General features: G+C 52.0%; 21 protein-coding genes and 3 pseudogenes. 9 read left to right on the top strand and 15 right to left on the bottom strand.

The features are described 5' to 3' along the window. The 5 genes and pseudogenes from G512_RS23165 to G512_RS0110400 all read right to left on the bottom strand — a co-directional run. Positions 1–323: pseudogene (locus tag G512_RS23165) on the bottom strand (IS5 family transposase); the annotation flags it as partial. Positions 324–478: 155 nt separating this feature from the next. Continuing rightward, entirely contained in the window at positions 479–1,543 is a 1,065-nt protein-coding gene (locus tag G512_RS20730) for a PLP-dependent cysteine synthase family protein (protein ID WP_036489437.1), read from the bottom strand. Between the two features lie 162 nt (positions 1,544–1,705). Beyond that, positions 1,706–3,223 (bottom strand): SpoVR family protein, encoded by a 1,518-nt coding sequence (locus G512_RS0110410; protein ID WP_028481666.1) that lies wholly within the window; start codon positions 3,221–3,223, stop codon positions 1,706–1,708. After that, positions 3,223–4,536, bottom strand: coding sequence for a YeaH/YhbH family protein (locus tag G512_RS0110405; protein ID WP_028481665.1), 1,314 nt, complete (start codon positions 4,534–4,536; stop codon positions 3,223–3,225). The genes G512_RS0110410 and G512_RS0110405 overlap by 1 nt, the downstream gene beginning before the upstream one ends. A gap of 110 nt (positions 4,537–4,646) precedes the next feature. Beyond that, positions 4,647–6,581 (bottom strand): PrkA family serine protein kinase, encoded by a 1,935-nt coding sequence (locus tag G512_RS0110400; protein ID WP_028481664.1) that lies wholly within the window; start codon positions 6,579–6,581, stop codon positions 4,647–4,649. 417 nt (positions 6,582–6,998) lie between these two features. Between G512_RS0110400 and G512_RS0110395 the strand changes: the two genes are divergently transcribed. Beyond that, on the top strand, positions 6,999–7,904 hold the full coding sequence (locus tag G512_RS0110395; protein ID WP_028481663.1) for an alpha/beta fold hydrolase: 906 nt from the start codon (positions 6,999–7,001) through the stop codon (positions 7,902–7,904). 312 nt (positions 7,905–8,216) lie between these two features. On the opposite strand, the gene repC is transcribed toward G512_RS0110395, so the two are convergent. The 3 genes from repC to repA form a co-directional block, all read right to left on the bottom strand. Then, positions 8,217–9,521 carry a plasmid replication protein RepC gene (repC, locus tag G512_RS0110390; protein WP_028481662.1) on the bottom strand — a complete coding sequence of 435 codons (1,305 nt, stop codon included), beginning with the start codon at positions 9,519–9,521 and terminating at the stop codon, positions 8,217–8,219. A gap of 260 nt (positions 9,522–9,781) precedes the next feature. Further along, a complete protein-coding gene (gene repB / locus G512_RS0110385) occupies positions 9,782–10,858 on the bottom strand; it encodes a plasmid partitioning protein RepB (protein ID WP_036489430.1) in 1,077 nt (358 codons plus the stop codon). Next, positions 10,855–12,063, bottom strand: a complete 1,209-nt coding sequence (gene repA / locus G512_RS0110380) for a plasmid partitioning protein RepA (protein WP_028481660.1) — start codon at positions 12,061–12,063, stop codon at positions 10,855–10,857. The genes repB and repA overlap by 4 nt, the downstream gene beginning before the upstream one ends. Before the next feature lie 550 nt (positions 12,064–12,613). Here repA and G512_RS0110375 point away from each other — a divergent pair. Further along, on the top strand, positions 12,614–13,951 hold the full coding sequence (locus G512_RS0110375; RefSeq protein ID WP_028481659.1) for a hypothetical protein: 1,338 nt from the start codon (positions 12,614–12,616) through the stop codon (positions 13,949–13,951). Here the strand turns inward: G512_RS0110375 and G512_RS0110370 are convergent. Further along, complete coding sequence (locus G512_RS0110370) at positions 13,901–14,827, bottom strand: LysR family transcriptional regulator (RefSeq protein ID WP_268876223.1); 927 nt, start codon at positions 14,825–14,827, stop codon at positions 13,901–13,903. The two genes, G512_RS0110375 and G512_RS0110370, sit on opposite strands and share 51 nt — an antisense overlap. Before the next feature lie 116 nt (positions 14,828–14,943). Here G512_RS0110370 and G512_RS22565 point away from each other — a divergent pair, with 116 nt between their 5' ends. From G512_RS22565 to G512_RS0110355, 3 genes and pseudogenes are all read left to right on the top strand, one after another. Then, complete coding sequence (locus G512_RS22565) at positions 14,944–15,201, top strand: hypothetical protein (RefSeq protein WP_143181334.1); 258 nt, start codon at positions 14,944–14,946, stop codon at positions 15,199–15,201. Positions 15,202–15,244: 43 nt separating this feature from the next. Then, on the top strand, positions 15,245–15,487 hold the full coding sequence (locus G512_RS0110360) for a hypothetical protein (protein ID WP_028481656.1): 243 nt from the start codon (positions 15,245–15,247) through the stop codon (positions 15,485–15,487). 86 nt (positions 15,488–15,573) lie between these two features. Further along, positions 15,574–16,281 (top strand): annotated as a pseudogene (locus G512_RS0110355) (mechanosensitive ion channel family protein); the annotation flags it as partial. 94 nt (positions 16,282–16,375) lie between these two features. Here the strand turns inward: G512_RS0110355 and G512_RS0110350 are convergent. Continuing rightward, complete coding sequence (locus G512_RS0110350) at positions 16,376–16,828, bottom strand: GNAT family N-acetyltransferase (RefSeq protein ID WP_036489424.1); 453 nt, start codon at positions 16,826–16,828, stop codon at positions 16,376–16,378. Beyond that, positions 16,806–17,330: a phosphatase domain-containing putative toxin gene (locus G512_RS20725; protein ID WP_208974992.1), complete on the bottom strand. Its 525-nt coding sequence runs from the start codon at positions 17,328–17,330 to the stop codon at positions 16,806–16,808. The genes G512_RS0110350 and G512_RS20725 overlap by 23 nt, the downstream gene beginning before the upstream one ends. Positions 17,331–18,289: 959 nt before the next feature. Here G512_RS20725 and G512_RS0110340 point away from each other — a divergent pair. The 4 genes and pseudogenes from G512_RS0110340 to G512_RS0110320 form a co-directional block, all read left to right on the top strand. Continuing rightward, complete coding sequence (locus G512_RS0110340; RefSeq protein ID WP_028481653.1) at positions 18,290–19,861, top strand: Re/Si-specific NAD(P)(+) transhydrogenase subunit alpha; 1,572 nt, start codon at positions 18,290–18,292, stop codon at positions 19,859–19,861. A 14-nt stretch (positions 19,862–19,875) separates the two neighbouring features. Continuing rightward, a complete protein-coding gene (locus G512_RS0110335) occupies positions 19,876–21,312 on the top strand; it encodes an NAD(P)(+) transhydrogenase (Re/Si-specific) subunit beta (RefSeq protein WP_028481652.1) in 1,437 nt (478 codons plus the stop codon). Positions 21,313–21,400: 88 nt separating this feature from the next. Next, positions 21,401–21,853, top strand: coding sequence for a DUF805 domain-containing protein (locus tag G512_RS22395; protein ID WP_073833020.1), 453 nt, complete (start codon positions 21,401–21,403; stop codon positions 21,851–21,853). Between the two features lie 122 nt (positions 21,854–21,975). Then, a pseudogene (locus G512_RS0110320) lies at positions 21,976–22,597 on the top strand (NAD(P)(+) transhydrogenase (Re/Si-specific) subunit beta); the annotation flags it as partial. Between the two features lie 75 nt (positions 22,598–22,672). On the opposite strand, the gene G512_RS0110315 reads toward G512_RS0110320, so the two are convergent. The 4 genes from G512_RS0110315 to G512_RS0110300 all read right to left on the bottom strand — a co-directional run bounded on the left by G512_RS0110315 (position 22,673) and on the right by G512_RS0110300 (position 25,752). Further along, positions 22,673–23,083 (bottom strand): PaaI family thioesterase, encoded by a 411-nt coding sequence (locus G512_RS0110315; RefSeq protein WP_028481649.1) that lies wholly within the window; start codon positions 23,081–23,083, stop codon positions 22,673–22,675. 82 nt (positions 23,084–23,165) lie between these two features. Further along, on the bottom strand, positions 23,166–23,660 hold the full coding sequence (locus G512_RS20720) for a gluconokinase (RefSeq protein ID WP_036489420.1): 495 nt from the start codon (positions 23,658–23,660) through the stop codon (positions 23,166–23,168). A gap of 164 nt (positions 23,661–23,824) precedes the next feature. Continuing rightward, positions 23,825–24,745, bottom strand: a complete 921-nt coding sequence (gene rbsK, locus G512_RS0110305; protein WP_028481648.1) for a ribokinase — start codon at positions 24,743–24,745, stop codon at positions 23,825–23,827. 8 nt (positions 24,746–24,753) lie between these two features. Then, positions 24,754–25,752 carry a LacI family DNA-binding transcriptional regulator gene (locus tag G512_RS0110300; RefSeq protein ID WP_028481647.1) on the bottom strand — a complete coding sequence of 333 codons (999 nt, stop codon included), beginning with the start codon at positions 25,750–25,752 and terminating at the stop codon, positions 24,754–24,756. Positions 25,753–25,768 lie beyond the last annotated feature (16 nt).

Raw genomic sequence — 25,768 nt, 5'->3', positions numbered from 1 at the left:
CCGGCGGCCTGACTGTGGCCGCGGACTGTGGTGCTGTCGATCATGTGTTGCCAGTCATCGGTGAGCCCGAGATCCACCAGCGTTTCCAGCAGACCATCCCAGACGCCTTGCTCTGCCCACCGGCGAAAGCGCACATAGACCGAATTCCATTTCCCGTAGCGCTCGTGCATGTCGCGTCAGGGGCAGCCAACGCGCAGCACATGTAGCATACCATTCAGATAACGGCGGTTATCCTGAGCTGGACGGGACTTTCGGCCCCGCTCTGACGGAAGCAACGCTTCGATCAATTCCCATTCCGCGTCTGTCAAATCGCCACGTGCCAAGGCTGCCTCCTAAAAGACAGTCTTGAATCACAGCTCAGCTGATTTGGGAACCCACTTTGTCAACAGGCCCTAGCTCAACCCTATCAATCCGGCAGCGTGACGCATTGGCACACGGGTCAAAAACGTAAGCCAACAAGGGGATTTCCCCAGCGGCGCTAAAGCGGTTCCCAAAGCCCCTCCCCAAGAAACGTGAGGACCTGTTTTTCATAGGGTTCGATTTCTAGGCCCTGCTCTGCGACCCACGCATCATCATAGTAGGTCGCTGCGTAGCGTTCCCCACCATCGCACATCAAGGTTACGATTGATCCCTGCTCCTTTTGAGTGTGCATGCGAGCAGCCAACATGCATACACCATAAAAATTGGTTCCGGTTGAACCTCCCGGGCGTCGGCCAAGCAACTTTTCAAGCGCTCTCATGGCGCCGATAGACGCTGCGTCGGGGATGCGATACATCTCGTCGACCACAGTCGGGACGAAGGATTTTTCGCAACGTGGGCGCCCAATACCTTCAATACGAGACCCACAAGATAACGTTAAATCTCGCCTGCCTTGCATGAAGCAGTCATAAAATACCGAATTTTCAGGATCGACAACACACAACTGAGTATCGACACATCGATAGCGAATATACCGGCCGATAGTGGCAGACGTACCTCCTGTTCCTGGAGACATCACGATCCAAGAAGGAACGGGAAACCGTTCATTTGCCATTTGATCAAAAATGGATTCTGCAATGTTGTTGCTGCCACGCCAGTCGGTTGCACGCTCAGCGTATGTGAACTGATCGATAAAATGGCCACCAGTTTCTTCTGCCAATCTCTGAGAAACCTCACCGATAACAGTTGGATCTGATACCAAGTGGCACTTGCCACCATAAAACTCGATCGAAGCAATTTTCTGAGAAGATGTCGTATCCGGCATCACTGCGATAAACGGCAGCCCCAATAGCTTGGCAAAGTACGCTTCTGATACGGCTGTAGACCCCGAAGAAGCTTCAATTACCGGCTTGCCTTCCCTAATCCAACCATTGCAAATCGCGTGCAGAAACAATGAACGAGCAAGGCGATGTTTCAGGCTCCCCGTCGGATGGGTTGATTCATCTTTTAAGTACAGATCAACATGCTGTAGTGCCGGTGCATCCACCTTGAACAGGTGTGTATCTGACGAGCGGTTATAATCAGCCTGTATTTGCTGTATTGCGTAGGAAACCCAAGAAGACATTTGAGAAGCTCAATCGAATTTTAGGGGCGCAGCGCGCTCATTGCTTGATGCCGGGACTATACCTATACATCCCCTGCCCCACCAGATTGTCTATGCACTTTCCCGCCGTAAAACTCAGGTGCCGCGTGTTGAAAACATGCTGCGCTGTCGCCTTCCGCCAAATCAATGTCTTGGCGGTGCCGCATCGACTTCCTCCAACAAAACACCGTAGCCCCACAACGTGCGAAGCAAGGCCAACACCTTATCTCTCTCCTTCTGGTCCAGAGAGATGCCATTGCGTTTATAATGTCGCAATTTCAACTGACGATCACCCAGCAAATCAACGTCGACAATTTGAATATCGGGATCAACCACCGCCACATCATAGCTCTGCGCCAGCTTCTCACGAACGTCACTATATCCCTGTTCATTGTGAATAGAAGAAACTGTGACGTATTGATCCTTCGCATAGTCGGAAAGCGAAAACAGACGAAAGTCCCTAATGACTTTGGGGCTCAAGAACTGCTGAATGAAGGATTCATCTCTATAGTTCGCCCAGGCATCCTTTATTGCCCCCTTCCAGTCTTTCTTTCCGGCGATTTCCGGCAACCACGCTTTATCCTCTTCCGTCGGCTCAAGACAGATACGCTTGATGTCTTCCATCATTGCATACCCAATGGCATACGGATTCAATCCAGTATACCGCGGATCATCGAAGTCCGGTTGGAACAAAACGTTTGAATGATTGTGCAGTATTTCAAACATAGCCCCGTCGGACAACCGACCTTGGCGCTGAAGTTGATTGACAATGTGATAGTGAACGAAGCAAGCGCAACCTTCGTTCATGACTTTTGTCTGCCGCTGCGGGTAAAAGTATTGTGCAATATTGCGGACGATACGCAACACTTCCCGCTGCCATGTTTTTAATATTGGGCTGTACTGCTCTAGAAAGTACAATATGTTCTCTTCAGGTAGACGAAGGGCGTGTTTTCTCTCCTCCGCTTCTTTTTGGGCGTGTGATTTTTGTTCTTCAGGACCCAAATACACCGTCTTCCAAAGATAGTTCGCTGTACGTTCTTCGTGTTCGCGGCGTTCTCTTTCCTTTTCCTCTTCCGCTTTCAACGAAATTTTCTGGGGCCGTCGATATCGAAAAACTCCGTTGTTCATCAGAGCGTGCGCCGCATCGAGTATCTTTTCGACTTCTTCCACCCCGTGGCGCTCTTCGCACTTGGCAATGTACCCTTTGGCAAAGTTCAGATAATCCAAAATGCCTTCTGCGTCGGTCCACTGCCGAAAAAGATGGTTGTTCTTGAAGAAGTGATTGTGACCAAAAGCGGCGTGAGCCATGACCAAAGTTTGCTGGGCCATGGTGTTCTCTTCCATATTGTAACTGATGCACGGATCAGAGTTGATGACGATCTCATACGCCAATCCCCTCAGCCCCTTTCGGTAACTCACTTCGTCATTAACGAAATGTTTACCAAAAGACCAATGCTGGTACATCAACGGCATGCCAATTGAAGAATAGGCATCAAGCATCTGCTCGGAGGATATGATTTCCACCTGATTGGTATAGAGGTTTAGTTCCAGATCGTTAAGTGCCACCTCTTCAATGGCGTCATAAGTTCTTTGCAGAACCTCAAAATTCCAATCGGCATTAGTAAAAAGCGGTTCGGTTTTGCGTGATTGTGCAGTTGTCATTATGCCGCCCCACTCATTTTTTTAGCAAACAATTGGCGGAAAACAGGATAAATGTCTGCTGGGCTGGCGATGCGCTTCATTGCGAAATTGGGCCACTCTTCTTTTACACGGCGATAGCCCCGCCACAGCTCCATACCATTTTCTTCGCCTTGAAACAGCTTCAACTCCGCCTCATCCAAGATCTCGATATAAGCAAAGTACTGACACAACCGCATAACCTCTGAGTTGAGCAGGTCAACGCAGGTGTCGGTATCACCGGCAAAGTTTTCTCCATCAGACGCCTGTGCGGCGTATATATTCCACTCGGATGGCGGATACCGCGCCTCTATCACTTTCATCATTTCTCTCAGCGCGGTACTGACAACGGTTCCCCCGGTCTCGCGAGAATAGAAAAATGCCTCTTCGTCAACTTCTTGAGCGTTATGAGTATGACGGATGAATACCACATCTATTCGGTCGTACCGTCGTTTCAGGAACAAATGCAACAACACGAAGAATCTCTTCGCCAGGTCTTTTTCACGCTCCCCCATTGAGGCGGAGGTATCCATGAGGCAAAACATGACTGCATTGGCATTTGGCTGCGGCTGTTGCTGGAAGTAATTATACCGCACATCTAGCGGATCTATATAGGCAATTACCTTTTGCCGGCGTAGAACTTCCTCCAGTTCATCGTGCAGATTTTTCAGTTCTCTTTTTTGCTTGGCAGTTGGCGAAGAAACGGCTTCCAGCTTGAAGATCCGTTCTTGTAAGTCCCTTACCTCCTGCTGATTGGGGCGTCGCAATGCCAGACGCCGCCCCAAAGCATTGCGCATGGTTCGCGCGACGTTGATATTGTTCGGCGCGCCAGATACGGAATAACCTGCCCGCTGCGGCCGAAAGGTCTGGACCTCTTTCATGCTCTGCTTAATCAGATCAGGTAGTTCCAAATCCTCGAAGAAGATATCTAGAAATTCTTCCCGAGAAAGCGCGAATACAAAATCATCCTCGCCCTCTCCGCTATCACTACCTTCTTTTCCAGCACCACCGCCACCTTGTTCCGGCTTGGCTATACGATCACCGCTTCGGTACTCCTTGTTACCCTTGAATACATAATCACGGTGACCAACATCAGATGCCCGGCGGAAAACAGGCTCGGACAACCCTTCAGCGGGCACAGAAATCCGTTCCCCCTGATCCACATCAGAGATCCCGCGTTCGCGAACGGACGCATCCACTGCCTTTTTTATGTGTTTTCGAACGCGCTTCAAAAAACGTCGCCGATTTCCCAGGCTCTTGTCTTTCGGATTGAGGCGCCGATCGATAAAATTGGCCATCAGTACCCTATCTCTTCCCCGACACTGTGATGAATGTCGGCCTCTGGTCCGAATGCCCCGGCCATGACGTTTCTGAAAAACGTACACGGCCGGTCAGGTGGCGGTTATCATCAACCCGCCTTGTTCACTCGCATGTACCACTCGACCAAGCGCTGGACTTGACGTTTTGTATAACCGCGCTCAATCATGCGCGAGACAAACTCATGATGCTTGGCATCTGTCTCGCGATCCTTTTTGGATCCAAAACTGATCACCGGCAGTAGATCTTCAACCTGTCCAAACATCCGCTTCTCAATCACGCGGCGCAGCTTCTTGTAATTCTGCCAGTCTGGATTCTTACCACCATTCTCGGCACGGGCTCGCAGAACAAACTTGACCACTTCATTGCGGAAGTCCTTGGGATTAGCGATCCCGGCAGGCTTTTCAATCTTGGATAGTTCCTGCTCGAGAATTTCCCGATTGAACATCTGGCCTGTATCAGGATCTTTATAATCCTGGTCCTCAATCCACGCATCCGCATAGGCGATGTATCGATCAAACAGGTTCTGTCCATAGTCCTTATAGGACTCCAGATAGGCCTTTTGTATTTCATGACCGATGAATTCCGCATAACGAGGCGCGAGTTCTGATTTAATGAAATCCAGATACTGCTGTTCCGTATCTTCGGGGAACTGCTCACGCTTCACAGCCTGCTCAAGCACATACATCAGGTGCACCGGATCAGCGGCAACTTCCAAGGTGTCATGATTGAAGGTTTCTGACAAAACCTTGAATGCAAAACGAGTTGAGATCCCATGCATCCCTTCATCAACCCCGGCTGCGTCGCGATACTCCTGAACTGACTTCGCCTTCGGATCGATATCCTTCAGATTCTCTCCATCATAAACACACATCTTCGAATAGAGCGTTGAGTTCTCGTGCTCGTGCAATCGGCTTAAAACCGAGAAGCGAGAAAGTAGCTTCAGCGTTTCCGGCGCGCACTGTTCATGCCCCAATGTACTGCCTTGTAGCAGCTTTTCGTAAATCTCAGTTTCTTCAGTAACTCGCAGGCAATAAGGAACCTTCACCACGCTTATGCGATCAAGAAAAGCTTCATTGTTTTTATTGTTTTTGAACTGCTGCCATTCCGCCTCGTTGGAGTGGGCTACAATCAACCCCTGGAATGGGAACGCCCCGATATTTTCCGTGCCAGTATAATTGCCTTCCTGAGTAGCAGTCAGAAGCGGATGCAGGACCTTGATAGGCGCCTTGAACATCTCGACAAATTCCAAGAGACCTTGAGTCGTTCTGTTCAGACCACCAGAGTAGCTGTAGGCATCCGGATCATTCTGGCTGAGGTGCTCGAGTTTTCGAATATCTAGCTTTCCGACAAGGGCCGAAACGTCCTGGTTATTCTCATCACCGGGTTCCGTTTTGGCCACGCATAATTGTCGCAACTTCGATGGATACAACTTTACGATCTTGAACTTGGAAATGTCGCCTTCAAACTCATCCAACCGCTTGGTAGCCCAGGGCGAAATCAACCCTGTCAGCAAGCGCTTCGGAATGTTGTATTTATCTTGAAGTAGATCCCCCGTGGTTTCTCGATCAAACAACCCGAGGGGAGATTCAAAGACCGGGCTAATTTGATCGCCCGCCTTCAAAACATAGATTGGCTCCTGCTCCATCAGGTTCTTCAGAATTTCAGCGAGACTGGATTTGCCGCCACCCACGGGCCCTAAGAGATAGAGAATTTGCTTGCGTTCCTCCAGTCCCTGCGATGCATGCCGGAAAAACCCGACGATACGCTCTATGGTTTCTTCCATGCCGAACAAGTCCTTAAAGGCCGGATACCTTTTGATTGTCCGGTTCAAGAAGATGCGACCGAGGCGTTGATCCATGCTCGTATCGATAACTTCGGGCTCTCCAATCGCAGAAATCATGCGCTCAGCGACAGTTGCCCGCATCGACGGGTCATCGCGGCAGCCGAGGATATAGTCTTGGAGCGTCATTTCCTCGACTTTTGTCCGATCATAGATTTCAGAGTACAGAGAGAACACATCCATCGGGGGAATCCTTTCGTTGTGCCAGCCTCCAAATTCTTGAAAACCTTACGTACCTCTAATGTGGGGCGCACTCGCAAACTTAGCAACTCAATAGATATTGAACGCCATATATTTTGGGACAGCTGAACTTACTGCTTTGTTACACTCTAATTTCCGGCGGTCATTACTGTTCGCTGTTGTAAAGCAGGGGTTGATTTCATCCTGCAATTTCGTCGGTCTCAAGAAACCTTTCTCACACAAGATTCTTGGTAGATTCCAGTTAACCGCCTCTACGTCATCAGAACAAGCTGAACCTTAGGCGATCTTCCCACTTGGCAGCTGCCAAGTCGCTTGTTTGAGGCTCAACATTTTGGCAAATGGACGACACTGCCGTAACAGTCTAGGGTTTTAGTTTTCAAACGAACCTATGGAAACGCGATGCGCAAAGACCAACCCAATCAGATTGGCGTATCCACACGCGGCGGAGATATCGTGGTGCATGCCTGGTCTGGATCATCACCTCCCGTTGTTTTGGTTCATGCAACAGGACTTCATGCCCGTTGCTGGGATTATGTTATCCGGCGATTACCTGATGTCCGTTTTCTGGCAATTGACGTACGCGGGCATGGCTCAAGCCAAAACGTCAATGGTTCTATGCTGTGGGATGAATTGGGCAATGATGTGATCGAGGTGCTGGATCATTTTCAGGTTCATGCGGGCTACGGTGTCGGCCACTCGATGGGAGGTGCTTTGATAGCGCATGCAGCCGCAGAGCGGGCAGGGGCCTTCAAGCGACTAGTACTTCTGGATCCCGTCATTTGGCCAGCGTCCCAAACGAACCCTCATGCAATGAATCCAGGCGATCATCCCGTAGCCGGAAGGCGCTTGAACTGGGAAAGCCCGAAAGAGATGTTCGAGCGCTTTAAAGGGAAACCACCTTATTCACAATGGGCGCCTGAGGTTCTGCATGATTATTGCCAATTTGGTCTTGTCGCGGACGATGCAGGGGATGCATACAAATTGGCCTGCTTGCCCATTCGAGAAGCCTCCGTCTATACCGAGGCATGTGGATCCCAGGCATTTGAGGGCATCGTGAACCTGAGTTGCGAGACCACCATTATACGAGCACGCACGAGATCGGAAGGGGAGGGGGCATTGTCATTTGGCAGCTCGCCGACTTGGCCAGACTTGGCAACTGCCAACCTGCACTGCTCTGATCTCCACTTATCAGATCAAACGCACTTCTTCCCGCAAGAACATCCGGATTCCATTGTTACAATTATCGGGCAAATGTTGTCAGGTGCACCTATTCATTGGGAGGATTCAGATGGAATGTATGGCTAGTGGCACCGCTCCCCAAACCTTACTTGGCAGTTGCCAAGTAAGGCGCCGCCCATCCAAGAGGCATTTACCATTTGATAAGAATTGATTAATGCCAAAACATTACCCAGTTGATTCAACCAGTCCGCCAAAGGAAACTTGCATACACTTAGAGCCATAGCTCGAGGCGAAACTGGCAGCTTTCACAAGCGACACTGAATACAGATTGCCATGGTTCCGACGACAACGACAACTCCGTTTCCAATTCATGCCTGAGAGTGGATCCGCCCAACTTACCAATAACCTTTCCCGGAGCGGGGGAGGGGACTGCAGGCTCTAGACACTTGCCAAACCGAAGAGTGATCGATGGAGGGCCAACTTACCGTCAATTGCTCGATCAACGCAGGCCAGAAAGTATCCGGCAGGCCGAGCCAATTGATCAGGCGAGCGCAGCGCTTTCTCACAGGTTGTAACCAGAATTGCGGCGGCCAGATGCCGCCCAACTCGGGCGATTGCGCGGCGCCAACCATCTTCAGACAAGCCAATTAGTAATTTCAGATCTTGGCTCCGTTCAATCAAATGCGCCCAAGATCTGAAGGGCCCACCCAAAATGGATTTCACCTCATTTGTAGCTGAGTTTATCAAACCGATAGAGACCTCCGAAAGAGCACCATTCTCATCCTGATGATCGTTCCACTTTTGAAGTTTGTTTGAACCGGTAGCTTGGGGGGAAGGTCGTTCGAGTATGGTACAAAATTTGCTTTTTGGCTTTTTTTCAAGAGCCAAATCGACGCGTTTAGCGTCTGCTGAGTTGATGTCATCGTCGTTAGACGATGTCCGCTTATTACTTCTTTTTAAGTTTTGATGGTTTGTATAATTATATGGGGTGACATTGATGTCATGCACGCCCGACATTTTATTGTCTTTATTTGCTTCTAAGGCAGGCTTGGCTGGCTCGGTTGGTTGTTGAGAGGCTACCACCAATTCGTACAACGCGCGAAGGCGTTCCGCTTTTTCCGCATATCCAGCTTGTGCATTCATGATTAGACTTAGATTGTTTTCATGGTCACTTGTTGACTTGCCATCATTTCCCAGCAGCACCAGTAAGTCGGCGATAGCTCTGGACAGCCGGGTTACTTCACGGCGAGCCTGCTGCTTGGCTTTCAACTCCGCAGTAAAGGCTTCAGCTATTTCTTGTAGTTCCTTGATGCGTTGGCGAGAAGGGGAGAAGTCTAGGCCATAGCCACGATCTATCGCCCCATTTCCATCGTTTCGATAGATAAATCGCCGACCGGTCGGGCTGTCCCGATAGGCTAATACTCCAGCTTCAACGAGTTTCTTCAGACAACGCGCCACGGTCCGCGTCGTACGCCCAACGTACTCCGCCAGTTTTTCGTTCGAAATAGCAACGAGAGGACGCCGATCCTGTTTCCAGTCATCCGCCTTTGTCAGTCCAATCAGAATATCCAGAATGTGATAGGTTGTTCCTTCAATACCAAGAGCGGGGGCCGCTTTCTTCAAGGTAATTGCAACCTCCGCTTTGGTGGTGGCCACAATATCGTTGGCCATCGCCAATCGTTGGCTTTCAACCATGGCCGGGGTCAAGCGACGGAACGTCGCCACCGAAACCTGATTTTGCATAGCTTCACCGTTCGCTGAACTGGTAGCGTTCAACGTTCCTTGCGGATAAAGAATCCGTTCTGGGGATTAACGGGTACAACTTGGCTTTACGGCATAGAAAACCGTTTCAAGTCCACTTGGCAGACTTGATTCGCAGCGCATCTCGAAGTAACGTGAAAATGCAAATAAGGGTTACGACGGGCGCTCAGCTTGTTGTACCATTGAATTCCGGTCTTGCTGATTGCCGTCAGCAAGACCGTTTTCATTTGGACAGCATCAACTCATTGTGCGTCCTCCTTTTCGGAAATTTCTTCAAATTCTTCGAGAAGAGCAGGTAGCCGCTCTTTCAAAAATGCTGCAAGTTCTGGCTGCTTTCGGGTGTCAACTTGAAAGCTCAAGGTCGTTCCCTTGTCTTTCATTAGTACCTTCTTGTCCCCAATCCAAAGTTTTCCAGCTGACGACGTTGCAGTTGTGGTTTTCGAAACTTCTGCCTCCGTAGGAGAGGAGGAGATCTGCCGAACCAATTGCCCCACGAGATCGAACACCATCATGAAGCGATCATCACTATTGGCAGCCTTGTAGTTCGGCCGCTCCATGAGCTCATGCACAGGACCGTGAACGCCCTCAGGCAGCGACCCGTCGACAAAATGCGATGCCAACTCTTCCCACCGGGGCCGCCCGATACGCGGCGCAGGACCTATCATCCGAACAAACTCAGCCGGAAGCTGCCCCATCAAGCGAAGCAGCTTGGAAACAGTTGTCGCATCCTTACCAAGAGCCTTCGAAATGATGGTCTGAGGAAAGTCCGAGGACAATCTATAGGCAAACAATGCGGTCTCGATGAACGACAGATTTTTGCGCTCATGGTTCTCTTGGCCCTGGGCGATCAACAGCTCTTCATCAGTAAGCTGCTTGATTATACCATGAACCGGACGCCCTAGTTCCTGACAGGCGCGCCACCTACGGTGGCCGAAGGCAATTTGGTAATGTCCGTCATAACTGGGATGCGGACGCACCAAAATAGGGACCTGCTGACCGTTAGCCTCAATGGATTGTTTAAGCGCCTCGAAATCCGCATCAACCTCAACAACCATTCTGTCCGCAACGAATGACGGTTCTAGCCGCTTGGGGTCTAGCTCACGTGCAACATCACCGCTTTCAAGCAGGTGACGCAGCTCTTCGTTCTCCTTTTCCACGTTGGAAAAGGTGTTGCGCATGGATTTTATCGCACCAGCCGACACTCGCTTGGACGCAGACTGCCCTACCTGCGTCGGGGCCGGTTCCTTGGCCAGTTCAGCCGGATCCACCCCGCCAAACATGGCGCGCATCTTTTTGGATCGGTCGCTGGCTTTGGTCATACCCGTCCCCACACTTGTTGTATCAGTGAAAAGATCTCTGCGTTCGCGGCGTCCACGGACTCAAGTGCACGGTTCAATGTGTCGCGAGTCACAGTTCCGCGCTCAACCTCATACAGGCTTTTCTTCTCCAGACCCGCATTTGCAATCGCAGTTGTTTCAACCACCGCGGCTGCCAAGACATCTTCGCCAAAGAGGCCGCGCAGCAATGCTGCTACGTTCACCTGCGGCACGTCGTGCGGTGTATATCGGGTTAGCAGATATCGAACAAAATCATGAGACAGGGACCCGCCAGCTTCTTCGATTACCGCAAGAAGTTCGGAGGTCATGGACAGAAACTGGTTCATGGATGACACATCCAACATGGCCGGATGTACGGTTACCACCAAGCCTGTTGCAGCATACAGAGCACCCAACGTCAGGTAGCCGAGTTGAGGCGGAGCATCTATCAGCACCACATCGTAGTCGTCTTCAACCTCTTTCAGAACTGTTGCCATCCGCCGGAAGAACATTCCATCACCGCGTGACATGCCTTGAGCAATCGCCTGCGGTGTTTCGTGCTCATATTCCATGAGTTCCAGGTTGCCAGGCACCAGATGCAACCCATCAAAATAGGTCTCTCGAATAACCTCTCGTAATGAAACCCGCTCATCATCATCGTATCGGATCGCCGCGTACAGCGTTTGATTGTCGTCCACGTCGAACTCAGGCTGGTACCCGAACATGGCAGACAAGGAAGCTTGAGGGTCGAGATCAATTGCAAGAACACGAAGGCCTTGCAACGCCAGATAATGGCTCAAGTGAACCGTCGTGGTTGTTTTTGCTGAACCGCCTTTGAAATTCGCGACGGCAATAACCTGCATCTTGTCGCCTTCACGCCGGCGTGGATCGAACCTGAGCGCATCGGCGGGACGCTTGTCTGCCAGATACTTGCGAAGGTCATTGATCTGTTCAAGCGTGTAGATACGCCGCCCGTTCTCCAACCGAGCCGGAATAACGCCTTCTCCATTCAAAGAAAGCTGTCTCAGGCTGGATTCAGCAATACCCAACAGATTAGCAACATCGCGAGAGGAGAAGTTTTTGAGCTTCTTTTTCGCTTCTGGCGGATACATTTTTTCGCGTAGCGATTGCAACTGACGCGACAGGAGCGCAGAGTGCCGGGAGATTTTCTCGGCAGACGATTCCTCGTGTTCAGCAGTTAGCAGCATGATGCCTGTTTCCTCGCGTGACGGTTTTGAAGGGCCCGAATAAGAAAATCCGTCAAAGCGAATATTTTTCCTTTTTGCAAGCGCCGTCAATGGCTTTATGGTTAACGTGCATTAACCATTTCGATTCGCGCCTGAGTCACAGAGGTGATTTCTTCTGAAATGAATTCCCCGCGACCTTGGGCTCTACTGCAGTGGGCTTCGAGATACTTCAATAACCCCAGATTTCCGCGGTTTTTCTTGATATCCTCAGGGGTACCCTCGCCCGGCCGGTCGTCCACTATCCGCTGACGGTTTTCTGTGCATTTTTTATATTTTCCCGCCAGAGGCGCGCTTAAACCGCACGGAATCGAGATGAAAAATAGCTACAGCAACATTCCAGACCGAATCTGTCGTTGTATCGGTCCGGTTTTAACAGGGCCGGGGTCTGAAATTAAGTCTCGCAGAAATTGCCATGGGTGTTCCCAAGAATGTTAACGATACGCATCTTGGCTTAGGGTGTCGGGGACATTGGCTTCCAGGTTTTGTGCGTGCGTCAGGGGGGAGGGCACCAATGGTCAAGATGCTTGTGGTCCAGACCGGACTATCAGATAAAAACGCGAATGCGCATCCCGAACGCCGGGCACTTTTCTCATTGTTCAAGGGATATAATCTGTGTTTTTTGACGGATGCGCCCGTTGGTGCGCCACCGGTACGGACGTTAAACGCCGAGGTGCGTGGGTTAGCCACGCCAGATCGGCTAAATCTTTTGGCGAAGCATCACCTTCCTACCTTTGCAGGTCAGATTCGGCGGTTTGTTGATCGCGCTGCCTTTGGTGGCTTGGCCCAAGATCTGTCAGCCGTTTGGGAGCCTCTAACCAAAGCGCTAAGTCGTTTCCGGCTCGGGCCGAATGATCACATTTTGATACCCGACTGCCATCTTGGTTTGCTTCATGCCGTCACCCAATACTATCAAAAATTCGGAGAGGATAAGCTGCCTCGGTTGCACCTGAGGTTTCGGTGTCCGAAGGATCCCAACAACTATCTGAAGGGTTTCGGGCAGAAAGAAGCGCTGTCTTCACTGGTATGGTCCGGGAAGATCGCGCTTTACACTGAAACAGAAGAACATCTGTTTGTCCTACGAGCAGAACTCCCGATGCCAGTCGCAGGCGCCATGGTGTTGCCGCGTCGGGTTTCTCCATTTGATCCACCGGTTCCCCATCAACCAGCACTTCCGGGAACAGCTCCACTTGTAATAGGGCTTCTCGGTAAAACGGATAGAGGGGACGGGCCGCCGCCACCTGATCTGGAGGCAATCCTGTCACACTTGGCACGTTTGACCGTACTGAGGCGCAGCTCTCAAGCTTTTCACTTCCTGGTAGCTGCTTCCGAGAAGGATCGCCGCACTGGTATTTTCCGGGATTTGGCACGGGAGGGACGGTTTGGGGATCAAGTGACAGTCGAATTTTTGTCTACCCCAATGAGCAGCTCAACCTATTCGGAAGGTTTGGCGCGCGCTGACGCGCTGCTGGTGCCAACACAACCCGGCGCCCATGAGGTCACAGGGGTAGATCTTGTCCTTGATGGCGTCTTTGGTGGACGGCCCATTGTTCATACAGCGCACATGGCTCCGCAGCGGTTTCTGAACTCACAGAACGGCTTGCCTGCCTTGTCCGAACGGGAGTTTGCTGAAGCACTGTGTGTGTTGTGGACACACTTCGATCATTATCGCGCAGGTGCGGAGCGTATGCGGATATTGGCCACGCAGTGCTTGCAACCGGCGGCCCGACATCGTGTTTTCGATAGAGTTCCGGACCGAGTGCCGACAAATGCAATTCCCTTGAGGCCATCCGTCGTGATTTCATCGCGGCCCGAAGGACCCGGCGCTGGCTTTATTGGTCTGGGCCGTTGAACGGTCTTGCTCCAACTCGAACGCTTTGGCTTGATCGATCAAGAATGCTTTCAAAGCGGCGATCCGGGTCGGGAGCAACTTTCTGTCGTTAGAAACAAGATACAGCCCCGTCGCCGGAACTGCGGCATCGGGGAGGACCCGCATCAACTGGCCAGAGCGCACCATTTCATCGGTGAAGTAGTCCGGCACCAAGGCGATACCAATGCCCCTTACAGCCGCATCAACCAAAGCCTTCATGCTCTCGCATGAATAGCGTACACGCGTTGGAACCGAGACCATTTCGCCATCACGATAAAAATGCCAGTGGTCTTGAAATGCGAGCGCAAGGTGATCGTGTTCCGCCAATTGCTGCAACTCAAGAATCTGTCCCGCGCGCGCCAAATAGGATGGGGCTGCTACAAGAGAGGATCGCTGTTCCACCAACTTAACCTGTGACAACCGGCCATCTCTTGGCGGTGTAACAACGACAGCGAGGTCAATACGATTTTCTACAAAGCTCGCCTCAGTCAGAGCGTAGGAAACATGGATGTTGACTTTAGGGTGTTTTTCTAAAAACAAGCAGAGCCTCTCGTGCAAGTAATCGAGAAACAGCGTTTCAGGACATGCAATCCGTATTGGCCCTGCGATTTCTTCCCGTTCTGCTTCCAATAGAGCGATTTGTTCGCATAATTGATCAAAGCAGGGCTTCAGCACCTCAAAAAAACGGAGCCCGGCCTCAGTTGCACTCAGACTCTTCGAGTTACGATGCAACAAACGTTGTCCAACTCTAGCTTCCAGGTCTGCCAGCTGACGGGATAAGGTGGGAGATGATACCCCCAAGCGCTTTGCAGCGCGGGTCATGGTTCTTTCTTCCAAAATTACGCAAAACGCGCGCAAATCGTCCAGATTTTCACGTTTCAATTTTGAAACCTCAGTTTAGATAATTGGCTACATACGAACATTATTGAAATGTTTAAACATGGCTTCATTCCAAGTCCAGAACGGAGATCAGCATGAAGCTGGTATGCAGAAAACTACCAAGGAAAATGCAGCAACCCATCGTTGGTACCTTGATCATGATCAGCATGACTTGCGGCCTTCCGGCGATCATGATTTGGCAAAAAGGAGTTGCCGGACCGGCATTTTGGTCCGCTTGGGCAAACTCCATACTGACTGTCGCGCCTTATTCCGTATTGCTCGCGACTGCCAGTTTCCTCCTGTTCAACATGCTGGTGTCCAGGTTCCTCGTTGAGCCGGCACCACGTTCATAATCATAGGATTGTGCTGCGCCTCGTTGATCACAAGAAGGCTCAAATGGCTGACGCGTTTTATATCATTTTAGCGAGTGAGGTGGTTTCGCTGATGTATTCTGCCACGCTCAGCATTGCCCTTACAATGCAACAGGGCGCAGCTCTCATGGTAACCGGCGACCTCGTTGTCGTCGTTAAATGCTGGTTTCACAGAAGGGCGCCAGACCTGAGCACGAATGATTGGCCGTTCAGCACCAATTCCGCTCACTACTTGAAGACCGAAGGCTTGGGGTTGTATCTGGTTTAGACTGCAACACTCCCTTTACGCCCTCAGGGTAGGCTGATAATCCAGTCGTATATTCACATAGCATGCAGGTCACCTGAGAGGTTCTCATGAACGAAACACTCACCGCCATGGGCGGGTATGAAGCTCTGGCGTTGAATGTTGTCAAAGCCATTGTCTTTCTCATAGTAGGCTATTTCATCGCTGGCCTGGCCAGTCGGATTGTTCGAGATCGACTGAGCAAAATGGAGCGACTGGACCAAACTCTGGCGGTGTTCTTTTCCTCTTTGGTACGTTGGGCCATACTCGCCGTTGTTATCATTGCGGTATTGCAGCTCGTGGGCTTTCAAGCGACCAGTCTGGTGGCCGTATTGGGTGCCGCATCACTCGCGGTTGGTCTTGCTTTGCAAGGCACTCTGAGCGACGTGGCTTCAGGCGTGATGCTCATCATTTTTCGACCTTATCGGCTGGGCGACTACATTGACGTCAGCGGTACTGCGGGTACGGTTAAGGAGATCAATCTGTTTGTGACCGAATTGGCAACACCCGACAACGTTCAAATCATCATGCCGAACTCAAAAGCCTGGAGTTCGATCATCACAAACTACTCTGCCAACAAAACACGGCGTGTGGATTTGACCTTTGGGGTTGATTATAACGATGACGCTGACAAGGCTATTGAACTGATTACAGCAATCGCAGCAGCTGATGAACGCATCCACAATGACCCGGCGCCTTGGATCCGCCTTGTAAACCTTGGTGAGTCATCGGTCGACATTACTGCGCGCCTCTGGTGTTCCAGTGCTGACTACTGGGATTTGAAGTTTGACATGACAAAACGCGTCAAGGAGGCCTTTGATAAGGAAGGCATTAGCATTCCCTATCCGCATCGCGTGGAAATAGTCAAAAAGGTCAGCGGATAAACAGGTCCGGCCGTAGAGGCGTACTCATGCGGACATAGCGGAGATCCCGCTTTAAAAACGGGTCTCCGTCAACCTTCAGGCCAAACCGCTGATAGAACGGCACAGCAGTTTCGCGTGCGTCGCACCAGAATTCTTGAGCGCCGAGCGCCCCAGCGCATTCAAGAAGCTCTTCAACCATCAATGTACCGATGCCATGGCCTCGGTACTCTGGCAAAACCGCAAACTTACGTAATCGCGCTCCGCCATCTCCCAGATACAAAGAGGCCACGCCTACCAACCATCCACGATAGAATGCACCGTAGTGAAGCCCCACGTCATCTTCATCGACACGGGCCGCGTCCAACGGCAGGTTAGGCCAAAGCACCTTGTGGCGGATCGGGAGTGCATCTTCAACTGTGACGCGGCGAATTTTCAAGTCTTCAACGGTATAGGATGGCAGCATTATCTGAAGTCATTATTGGGTTGGCATCATCATACCATGCACCAGCGGATGAAGGAGTAGGCCCGTACTCAAAACCAAAGTTCCCCCATCCAAGTTGATGTTCAGTCTCAACTGCGAACGGCTGGGCTGCGCGTACATCTTGAAGCGCCCGCTTTCTGGTAAGACCGCGTTCGCGCAATAACCTCAACGCAACCATTCCAGACCGCCCGCAACCACCTCGGCAATGCAACATCACCGATCCACCATGGTTCAGACAATCATGAAGGACAGTAGAAAGCTCGTCCCACACGGATTTGCTGTGCGGCTTAGGAATATCAAAGTCTTTTAGTGGGAAGCCATACCAAGAAATGCCGCGCTCTGAAAGCAGCTCACCCAAGTCTGGCCCCTCAGGCTTCACCGCCTCACTCGGCAGCGTCAATGAAACCACTATCTGCGGAAACCAATCGGTTATCTCTTCCACGTCATTGAATATGCATGTAAACCGCCCAGGAAGAGGCGCCATGCCAATTCGGCCTCCATTGTTAAGCGGAATGGTTGCAATTGGGTATGTTTGAGCCATGCAATGCCCCTTCGTAATTGCAGAAAGACCACAACGCTGCCACGTTATTGGACTGCGCAGTATAGATTATCCAATTTCACCCAATACCACTCTCTCGGTAAGATTAGCTCGTTAACACACGAAAGGCTAATCTCCATTGACATATAAACAAACACATATTCAGACTACCGTTTTTATAACACTACGCTTCCGCTATAAAAAGTGATGAAAGAGTTTTTCATCAAATTATTATCATCTATTCGTAATTAACTGAGTCCGGATTGCACATTCCTCGATCTCTATTCGGCGAAACGAATGCAAGGAGTCACTTCGTCCATCCAACTGTGCGCGCAGCGTTCAATAAACCACTTCAGTCATACGCGTTAGGCATCTCCTCAGATCGCTGTGACTAGCAACGAATTGTCGACAAAATGGTGCAAAATGTAGCAGGAAAACAGGACGTAGAGCGCGTCAACCGCCATGACACAAACTCTCTAACCGATTAAGTTCGGAGCATTGCTCATGGAACTTGGAGGTACGATCCGTCCCTTACGCTGAAGTCAAACCAGTATTACGTATTTTCTCTTAAACGCATCTGCATACAAGTGCACAAATCTAGATATTGGGAATTCGATTGGAAGACTTAGGCTATTTGTGTCGCTTGAAAACCGCACTGAAGTTCTATGGAACCTCACTCATCAGCGTGCAAGACTCATCTCATTATTTGAACGAGGCCAGCAGTTCTTTCACAACTGATGAAGAACACTCAATTGACATAGGTGGGGTAGTTCGGGCCATCTATTCGGCTGGGGCATGCGAACCAAAAGATGCGTTAAATGTAGAGCAGCGCCATCATTTCTGGGCGGGCGAACCACAGAATTCGAACGACGAATGTGCATCGAGAGCATAGATGAGGTTAAACTATGATTATTGGAGCTCCTAAGGAGGTCCTTGAGGGTGAACTGCGCGTCGCGTTGACACCGGAAAGCGCCAAGCAGCTGCAGAAGCTGGGCTACGAGGTTGTCGTTGAAACCGGCGCCGGTGCGGCAGCAAGCTTCAATGATGAAGACTACGAAGCCGCCGGCGTAAAGATCGTGCCGGATGCCAAGACCCTTTGGGAAACAGCAAACATCATCAGCAAGGTACGCCCACCAGTAGAAGCAGAACTGGAATTGGCGCGAGAGGGCCAGATCTTGATCTCCTTCTTCTGGCCAGCGCAGAACGAAGAGCTGATGAAGAAGTTCGCTGACAAGAAAGTCACCGTTCTTGCAATGGACATGGTGCCGCGCATCTCCCGCGCGCAGAAAATGGACGCTCTGTCCTCCATGGCCAACATTGCCGGTTACCGCGCTGTCATCGAAGCAGGTAACAACTTCGGCCGTTTCTTCACCGGTCAGATCACCGCTGCGGGCAAGGTGCCACCAGCAAAGGTGCTGATCATCGGCGCAGGCGTTGCCGGTCTTGCGGCCATTGGGGCCTCCACCTCTCTGGGGGCCATCACCTATGCGTTCGACGTTCGCCCGGAAGTGGCTGAGCAGGTTGAATCCATGGGCGCCGAGTTCGTGTATCTGGACTTTGAAGAGGAACAGCAGGACGGCGCGTCCTCAGGCGGATACGCTTCCGTTTCCTCTCCAGAATTCCGTGCCGCACAGCTGGCCAAGTTCCGCGAACTGGCACCGGAAGTTGACATCGTCATCACCACTGCGCTCATTCCGGGCCGCGATGCGCCAAAGCTCTGGCTGGAAGACATGGTTGCGTCCATGAAGCCGGGCTCCGTGATCGTTGACCTCGCGGCAGAAAAGGGCGGCAACTGTGATCTCACCAAGATGGATGAGAAGGTTGTCAGCGAAAACGGCGTCACCGTCATTGGTTACACCGACTTCCCAAGCCGTATGGCAACACAGTCTTCCACGCTTTACGCCACTAACATCCGTCACATGATGGACGACCTCACCCCTGAAAAGGACGGTCAGCCAAATGTGAATATGGAAGATGACGTCATTCGTGGTGCCACAATCACCCATGAAGGCGAAATCACCTTCCCACCTCCGCCGCCGAAAGTGCAGGCAATCGCCGCGCAAAAGAAGCCGGAGGTGAAGGAACTCACACCAGAAGAAAAGCGCGCAGCCGAAATTGCCGAGTTCAAGAAGAAAACCCGTCAGCAGGTTTCTCTCCTTGCAGGCGGCGGTATCCTGATGCTGCTGGTTGGCCTTGTAGCTCCAGCCAGTTTCATGCAGCACTTCATCGTGTTTGTTCTGGCGTGTTTCGTCGGCTTCCAGGTCATCTGGGGCGTGGCGCACTCTCTTCATACGCCTTTGATGGCAATCACCAACGCTATTTCCTCGATCATCATTCTCGGCGCGCTGCTGCAGATTGGCTCGGGCTCATGGCTGGTCATTGTTCTTGCCGCCCTGTCAGTGTTCATGGCTGGCATCAACATCTTCGGCGGCTTCCTCGTCACCCGGCGCATGCTCGCCATGTTCCAGAAATCTTAAGGGGGAGCTGAACAATGGAATACGGTTTCACCACTGCTGCTTACGTTGTAGCAGCCGTTCTCTTCATCCTGTCTCTGGGCGGCCTGTCCAATCAGGAAAGCGCAAAACGCGCTGTCTGGTACGGCATTGTCGGCATGGCACTGGCTGTCATTGCAACCCTAGTCGGTCCCGGTGCGGGCCTTTGGGTTCTTTCAGTCGTACTCATCATTGCAGGCGGCATCATCGGTTACTTCGTCGCCATGCGCGTTCAGATGACCGAAATGCCACAGCTTGTGGCAGCCATGCACTCACTCGTGGGTCTGGCCGCGGTTCTGGTCGGCTTCAATGCGGACTTTGAACTGTCCCGCGTTCTGGCCATGGACGAAACAGCCCGCCACAGCCTTGAAGGTTTTGCAGCTGTTCTGGCACACAAGACCCCGGTCGAAGTCAGCATTTTGCGTGTTGAAGTCTTCCTTGGCGTCTTCATTGGTGCGGTCACCTTCACCGGCTCTGTGGTTGCCTTCGGCAAGCTCGCTGGCAAGGTCACTTCCGCAGCAACCAAGTTGCCCGGCGGCCACATGCTCAATGCAGCAGCAGCACTGGGCTCCATCATCCTCGGCGTCATGTACTTCAACGACGTTTGGGGTGTTTGGGCGCTGTTCCTGATGACGCTGCTGGCGCTGTTCATCGGCTACCACCTGATCATGGGCATCGGCGGTGCAGACATGCCGGTTGTTGTGTCCATGCTGAACTCCTATTCAGGTTGGGCAGCCGCTGCGATCGGCTTTTCTCTGGGCAACGACCTTCTCATTGTTGTGGGTGCGCTCGTCGGTTCTTCCGGTGCGATCCTCTCCTACATCATGTGTAAGGCCATGAACCGTCACTTCGTCTCCGTTATTCTTGGTGGCTTCGGTGGCACTTCCGGGCCTGCGCAGGAAATCGAAGGCGAGATGGTTCCAGCAGAGGCAGACTATGTCGCCGAAACCTTGAATGATGCCGACAGCGTCATCATCGTTCCGGGCTACGGCATGGCAGTGGCACAAGCTCAGCAGACGGTTTCCGAGCTCACCAAGCGCTTGCGCGCCAAGGGCAAGAACGTCCGCTTTGCAATCCACCCGGTTGCAGGCCGTCTGCCCGGTCACATGAACGTTCTTCTTGCGGAAGCCAAGGTGCCTTACGACATCGTCATGGAAATGGACGAGATCAACGAGGACTTCCCGGACACGGATGTTGTCATCATCATTGGTGCAAACGACATCGTGAACCCGGCTGCACAGGACGATCCGAACTCCCCAATCGCTGGCATGCCAGTTCTGGAAGTTTGGAAGGCAAAGAACGTCTTCATCTCCAAGCGTGGTCAGGGCACCGGTTACTCAGGTATCGAAAACCCACTGTTCTTCAAGGAGAACTCCCGAATGTACTATGGCGACGCCAAGGCATCCATGGACAAGCTCCTGCAGTTGGTAGATTGATAACCAAAACAAAAGAACCCCGCTTGTGCCTCACAAGCGGGGTGTTTAAAATTGTATATATCCAATTTATACAACCTGAGGCAGCACCGTGTCTAAACCAGTTTTCGAAAATGTCTTTACCTTTGAAGGTCGCCGTAACCGCTTGAGTTATTTCCTTTTCACTTTAGCTCTTGTTGGCATGTTGGTCATTGCCACCATCCTCGCCTCTACCGCTATGACTTTAGGCACCTCCAGCTCCATGTCAGTCTTGCTGGGTGTTTTGGGGATACCTTTCTCCGCACTTTTTGTGGTCATGAGCCTCGCCGCCTTTTTTCAGCGGTGCCACGACATTGGTTGGAGCGGCAAGCCCCTGCTCATCATCTTCATTGTGTTAGGCGCCGGCTCCGCGCTCTTGGGGCCGATCTTGGGAATCGTCGCTGGACTGGCAAGCTCCGGGGTTACGCTGGCGCTTCTTCTGATGCCTGGCACGGATGGACCGAATAAGTATGGCCCGGATCCGAAAAAAGCGCCGCTCCAAGAGGGCGTTTCCGTCCCTAATTGATCGCGCAAATGGGGACACTCTGGTGTCCCCATGGCATCACCCAAGGCCTGCAGCGCCTCGCTGCGCGGCTGATGCCCAGCCATTGACCTCATCCCGCACCGCGCTTCCCATCCCCCCTCGGCGTCATGTATTTCAACGATGTTTGGGGTGTTTGGGCGCTGTTCCTGATGACGCTGCTGGCGCTGTTCATCGGCTACCACCTGATCATGGGCATCGGCGGCGCAGACATGCCGGTCGTTGTGTCCATGCTGAACTCCTACTCAGGTTGGGCAGCCGCTGCGATCGGCTTTTCTCTGGGCAACGACCTTCTCATTGTTGTGGGTGCGCTCGTCGGTTCTTCCGGTGCGATCCTCTCCTACATCATGTGCAAGGCCATGAACCGTCACTTCGTCTCCGTTATCCTTGGCGGCTTCGGCGGCACTTCCGGGCCTGCGCAGGAAATCGAAGGCGAGATGGTTCCGGCAGAGGCAGACTATGTCGCCGAAACCTTGAATGATGCCGACAGCGTCATCATCGTTCCGGGCTACGGCATGGCAGTGGCACAGGCTCAGCAGACGGTTTCCGAGCTCACCAAGCGCTGGCATGCCGGTTCTGGAAGTTTGGAAGGCAAAGAACGTCTTCATCTCCAAGCGTGGTCAGGGCACCGGTTACTCAGGTATCGAAAACCCACTGTTCTTCAAGGAGAACTCCCGGATGTACTATGGCGACGCCAAGGCATCCATGGACAAGCCCTGCAGTTGGTAGATTGATAACCAAAACAAACAAACCCCGCTTGTGCCTCACAAGCGGGGTTCTTCTTATTTGGCTTTGATGCGATCATTAACCGGCAGGCACGACAGTACCTTGAGCCAACGCACAAAGTCTTTCGTCTCCGTTTTCATCAATACAGATCAACTCACAACGGCAAACCGCTTGGCGTTTTCCTGCTGCTTGGGCACTCGCGCGCGCGATTACGCGTTTTCCAAGCGCCGGACGGACGTAGTTGATCTTGTATTCGGAAGTCAATGCGTTACCACCCAATGCAATTCCACCAGCAAAGGTCAGTGCATTGTCTGCCAGATAACTCAATACCCCGCCATGAACGAAACCATGTTGCTGCTTATGGTTTTCATGGACGTCCAAATAGATCTCGGCGGTTTCAGATGTTACTTCGCCCAATCTGGCGCCCAGAAAGCGGGTGAATGGCTGAGACTCGAATACAGTTTGCGCAAAACTCATTATTTCGGACATGAATCCCCCTCCCGCGACACACAGTAGTAGGTTGGGGCTCCTGGTAAACTTAGCATTTGGAAGCAGAGGCGAGGACACCCCCTTACTGTTCTGATAGCAACCAGTTAGTCGCTTGACGCGCCAATGTACTCGGGTCGTGAGAGACATCCAGAGTAAGAACGCCAACCTCGCGCTCGGGATTTTCCAGAGTTTCCAACTGGCTTTCCAGCAGGGCAGGGGGCATGAAATGGCCTTCGCGCTTTTCCATGCGTTGTTGCAACAGGTCACGCTGGCCATGGAGAAAGATAAACTTCAGATCCTTGCCAGCCGCACATCGCAATCGTTGCCGATATGCCAACCGCAAGGCAGAACACGCCGCAACAGCGCCGGCATCGGCTGCACCGAGTTTCTGCCCAACACGGTCCAGCCAAGGCCATCTGTCCTCATCGCTGAGAGGAACGCCTTCGGCCATTTTTCTTTTGCTTTCTGCGGAGTGCAGGGTATCACCTTCGATAAATGGCAAGCCTAGGTTATCGGCGATGGCCTGACCTACCGTGGATTTGCCACACCCACTTACCCCCATCACAATAATTCGCATACCGCTCTCATTCGCAAACCTGTCTCTCTGCGCAGGCGGTTTAGCACATACCCCGGCAATTGAAAGGATCATTCAAACCGGCGGCATGAAATTTCAGAGAACACCTGTCGAGGCCGGATGTGTTCGTTTTACTCCAGCCTCGGTCAGTTGGTGTCCTCTGTGCTTCATTGTGTTGCAAGTAACGCAGCCACCTCGTCTGCGGTGGGCGCAGCCGGGGCTGCTCCGATCTTGGTTGTCGCCAGCGCACCACACGCAGCCGCAAAACGCACGGCGGAGGAAAAGCTCTGTCCTTCATGAAGCGCATGGGCGAGCCCCCCATTGAAGCAATCTCCGGCGGCCACACTATCTATGCTTTTGACCGAAAAGGGCTTTATGAAGCCGCGTTCGCCATAGCCGGAATAGTAAACGCCGTGGGCTCCGAGTTTCACAATAGCTGCCGCTACGCCTTGTTCATGAAGTTTCTCGGCAGCTTGTCTGGCTTCTGACTCGTTGGTTGGCAAAATACCCGTCAGGATGTGCGTTTCTGTTTCGTTCGGAGTAACAACATCAACGTGTTTTAAAAAGCCGTCTGGCAGGCCCTGACTCGGCGCAGGCGCGGGATCAAAAATCACTGTCGCTCCGGTTTTTTGCGCCAGTTGTGCTGCCGAAGCACATGTCTCAACCGGTATTTCCAACTGAAGCATCAAAATCTTGGCGGTTGTAAGTGCACCTTTAGCCCGTGCAACATCTTCGTCTGTAACGGCCATGTTCGCACCACCAACAACGGTAATGCAGTTCTCTGCGTTGGCATCGACACCGATAACAGCGATGCCGGTTGAATTGTCCGCATCCACCAACACATTAGCCAGTGGCACATCATAGGAAGCCAAGGCATCGAGCGCGATCTGGCCGAACCCATCCTTTCCCACCCGGCCAATTAGGGTTGTCTCACTTCCCAGCTTGCGCGCAGCGACTGCCTGATTACACCCCTTGCCGCCCAAACTGGTGGAGTAGCTCTCTCCGTGTAGGGTTTCGCCAGGCTTGGGCAATCGCTCGGATCGCGTAATAATATCTACATTGATGGAGCCAAGAACCGCAATGGACATGGGTCTTCCTATCTCGTTTTTACCGATTGACGAACAATGAGCTCGGGAACCAACTGGATGACGGGCGGAAGCTCAACTTTTTGATCCAGATGGTCAATCAGCGTACGCGCCGCCTGCAAACCCAGCTCGAAACTCGGTTGCCGTATGGTGGTCAGGGCCGGGGTCATATAACTGGCATACTCAATATCATCGTAGCCAACAACGGAGATGTCCTGCGGAATGCTCAAACCATTCTCCTGAATGGCATGATACGCACCAATCGCCATCAGATCGTTGAACGCAAAAACAGCGTCTGGTCGCTGACCAGATCGCAGGATTTCCGCCATGGCGTTGTAACCGCCGGAAACAGAAAGGGGCCCGGAAGCGCTCCAAAGGGAGTTCACCGGCAGGTCCGCCGTCGCCATGGCTTCAATATAGCCGCGATGCCGATCGATGGAGCGAGGATGGCCTTCCGGGCCCATGAGGCAGCCTATCTTTCGATGGCCGCATGAAATCAGATGGTTCGTTGCCAAGCGTCCGCCTAAAACGGAGTCATCCTGCAATGTACAGGCGTTCGGCTGCGGCGCTGAATCCAGAACTACTTTGGGCAAGCCCTTCACCTTTTGAAGAGCCTCGTTGAACCTTTCTTCCGACCGGTTCGTCATGACGACCAGTGCGTCAATCCGTTTTTGAACCAGCGTTGTGAGGTTATCAAGCTGCCGGTCAATCTTGTTGCCGGAATTGCATAGAATGAGACTGAAGTTGTTGCGATAACAGCCTTCTTCCACACCTCGGACCACTTCCGCGAAAAACGGGTTGGTACTGGAGGATACCAGCATGCCCAGATTGTTGGTGCGGTTCATTTTCAGGGCTCGCGCCAATGTGCTGGGATGGAATCCCAGTTGATCAATCGCGCGCTCAACCTTGCTGCTTGTCACGGGTGAAACATACCGCGTCTTGTTGATGACATGAGAAACGGTCGATGGAGATACACCGGCTTTTTCCGCTACATCCTTGATACTGACCATTGTTTCCCCAGCCTCT

Origin of the sequence: Pseudovibrio exalbescens DSM 16456 (genome assembly GCF_000422785.1) — a bacterium.
In the GTDB taxonomy this organism is placed as follows: domain Bacteria; phylum Pseudomonadota; class Alphaproteobacteria; order Rhizobiales; family Stappiaceae; genus Pseudovibrio; species Pseudovibrio exalbescens.
Note: the sequence above shows the minus strand (reverse complement) of the source record. Positions and strands in the feature narration are given on the sequence as shown.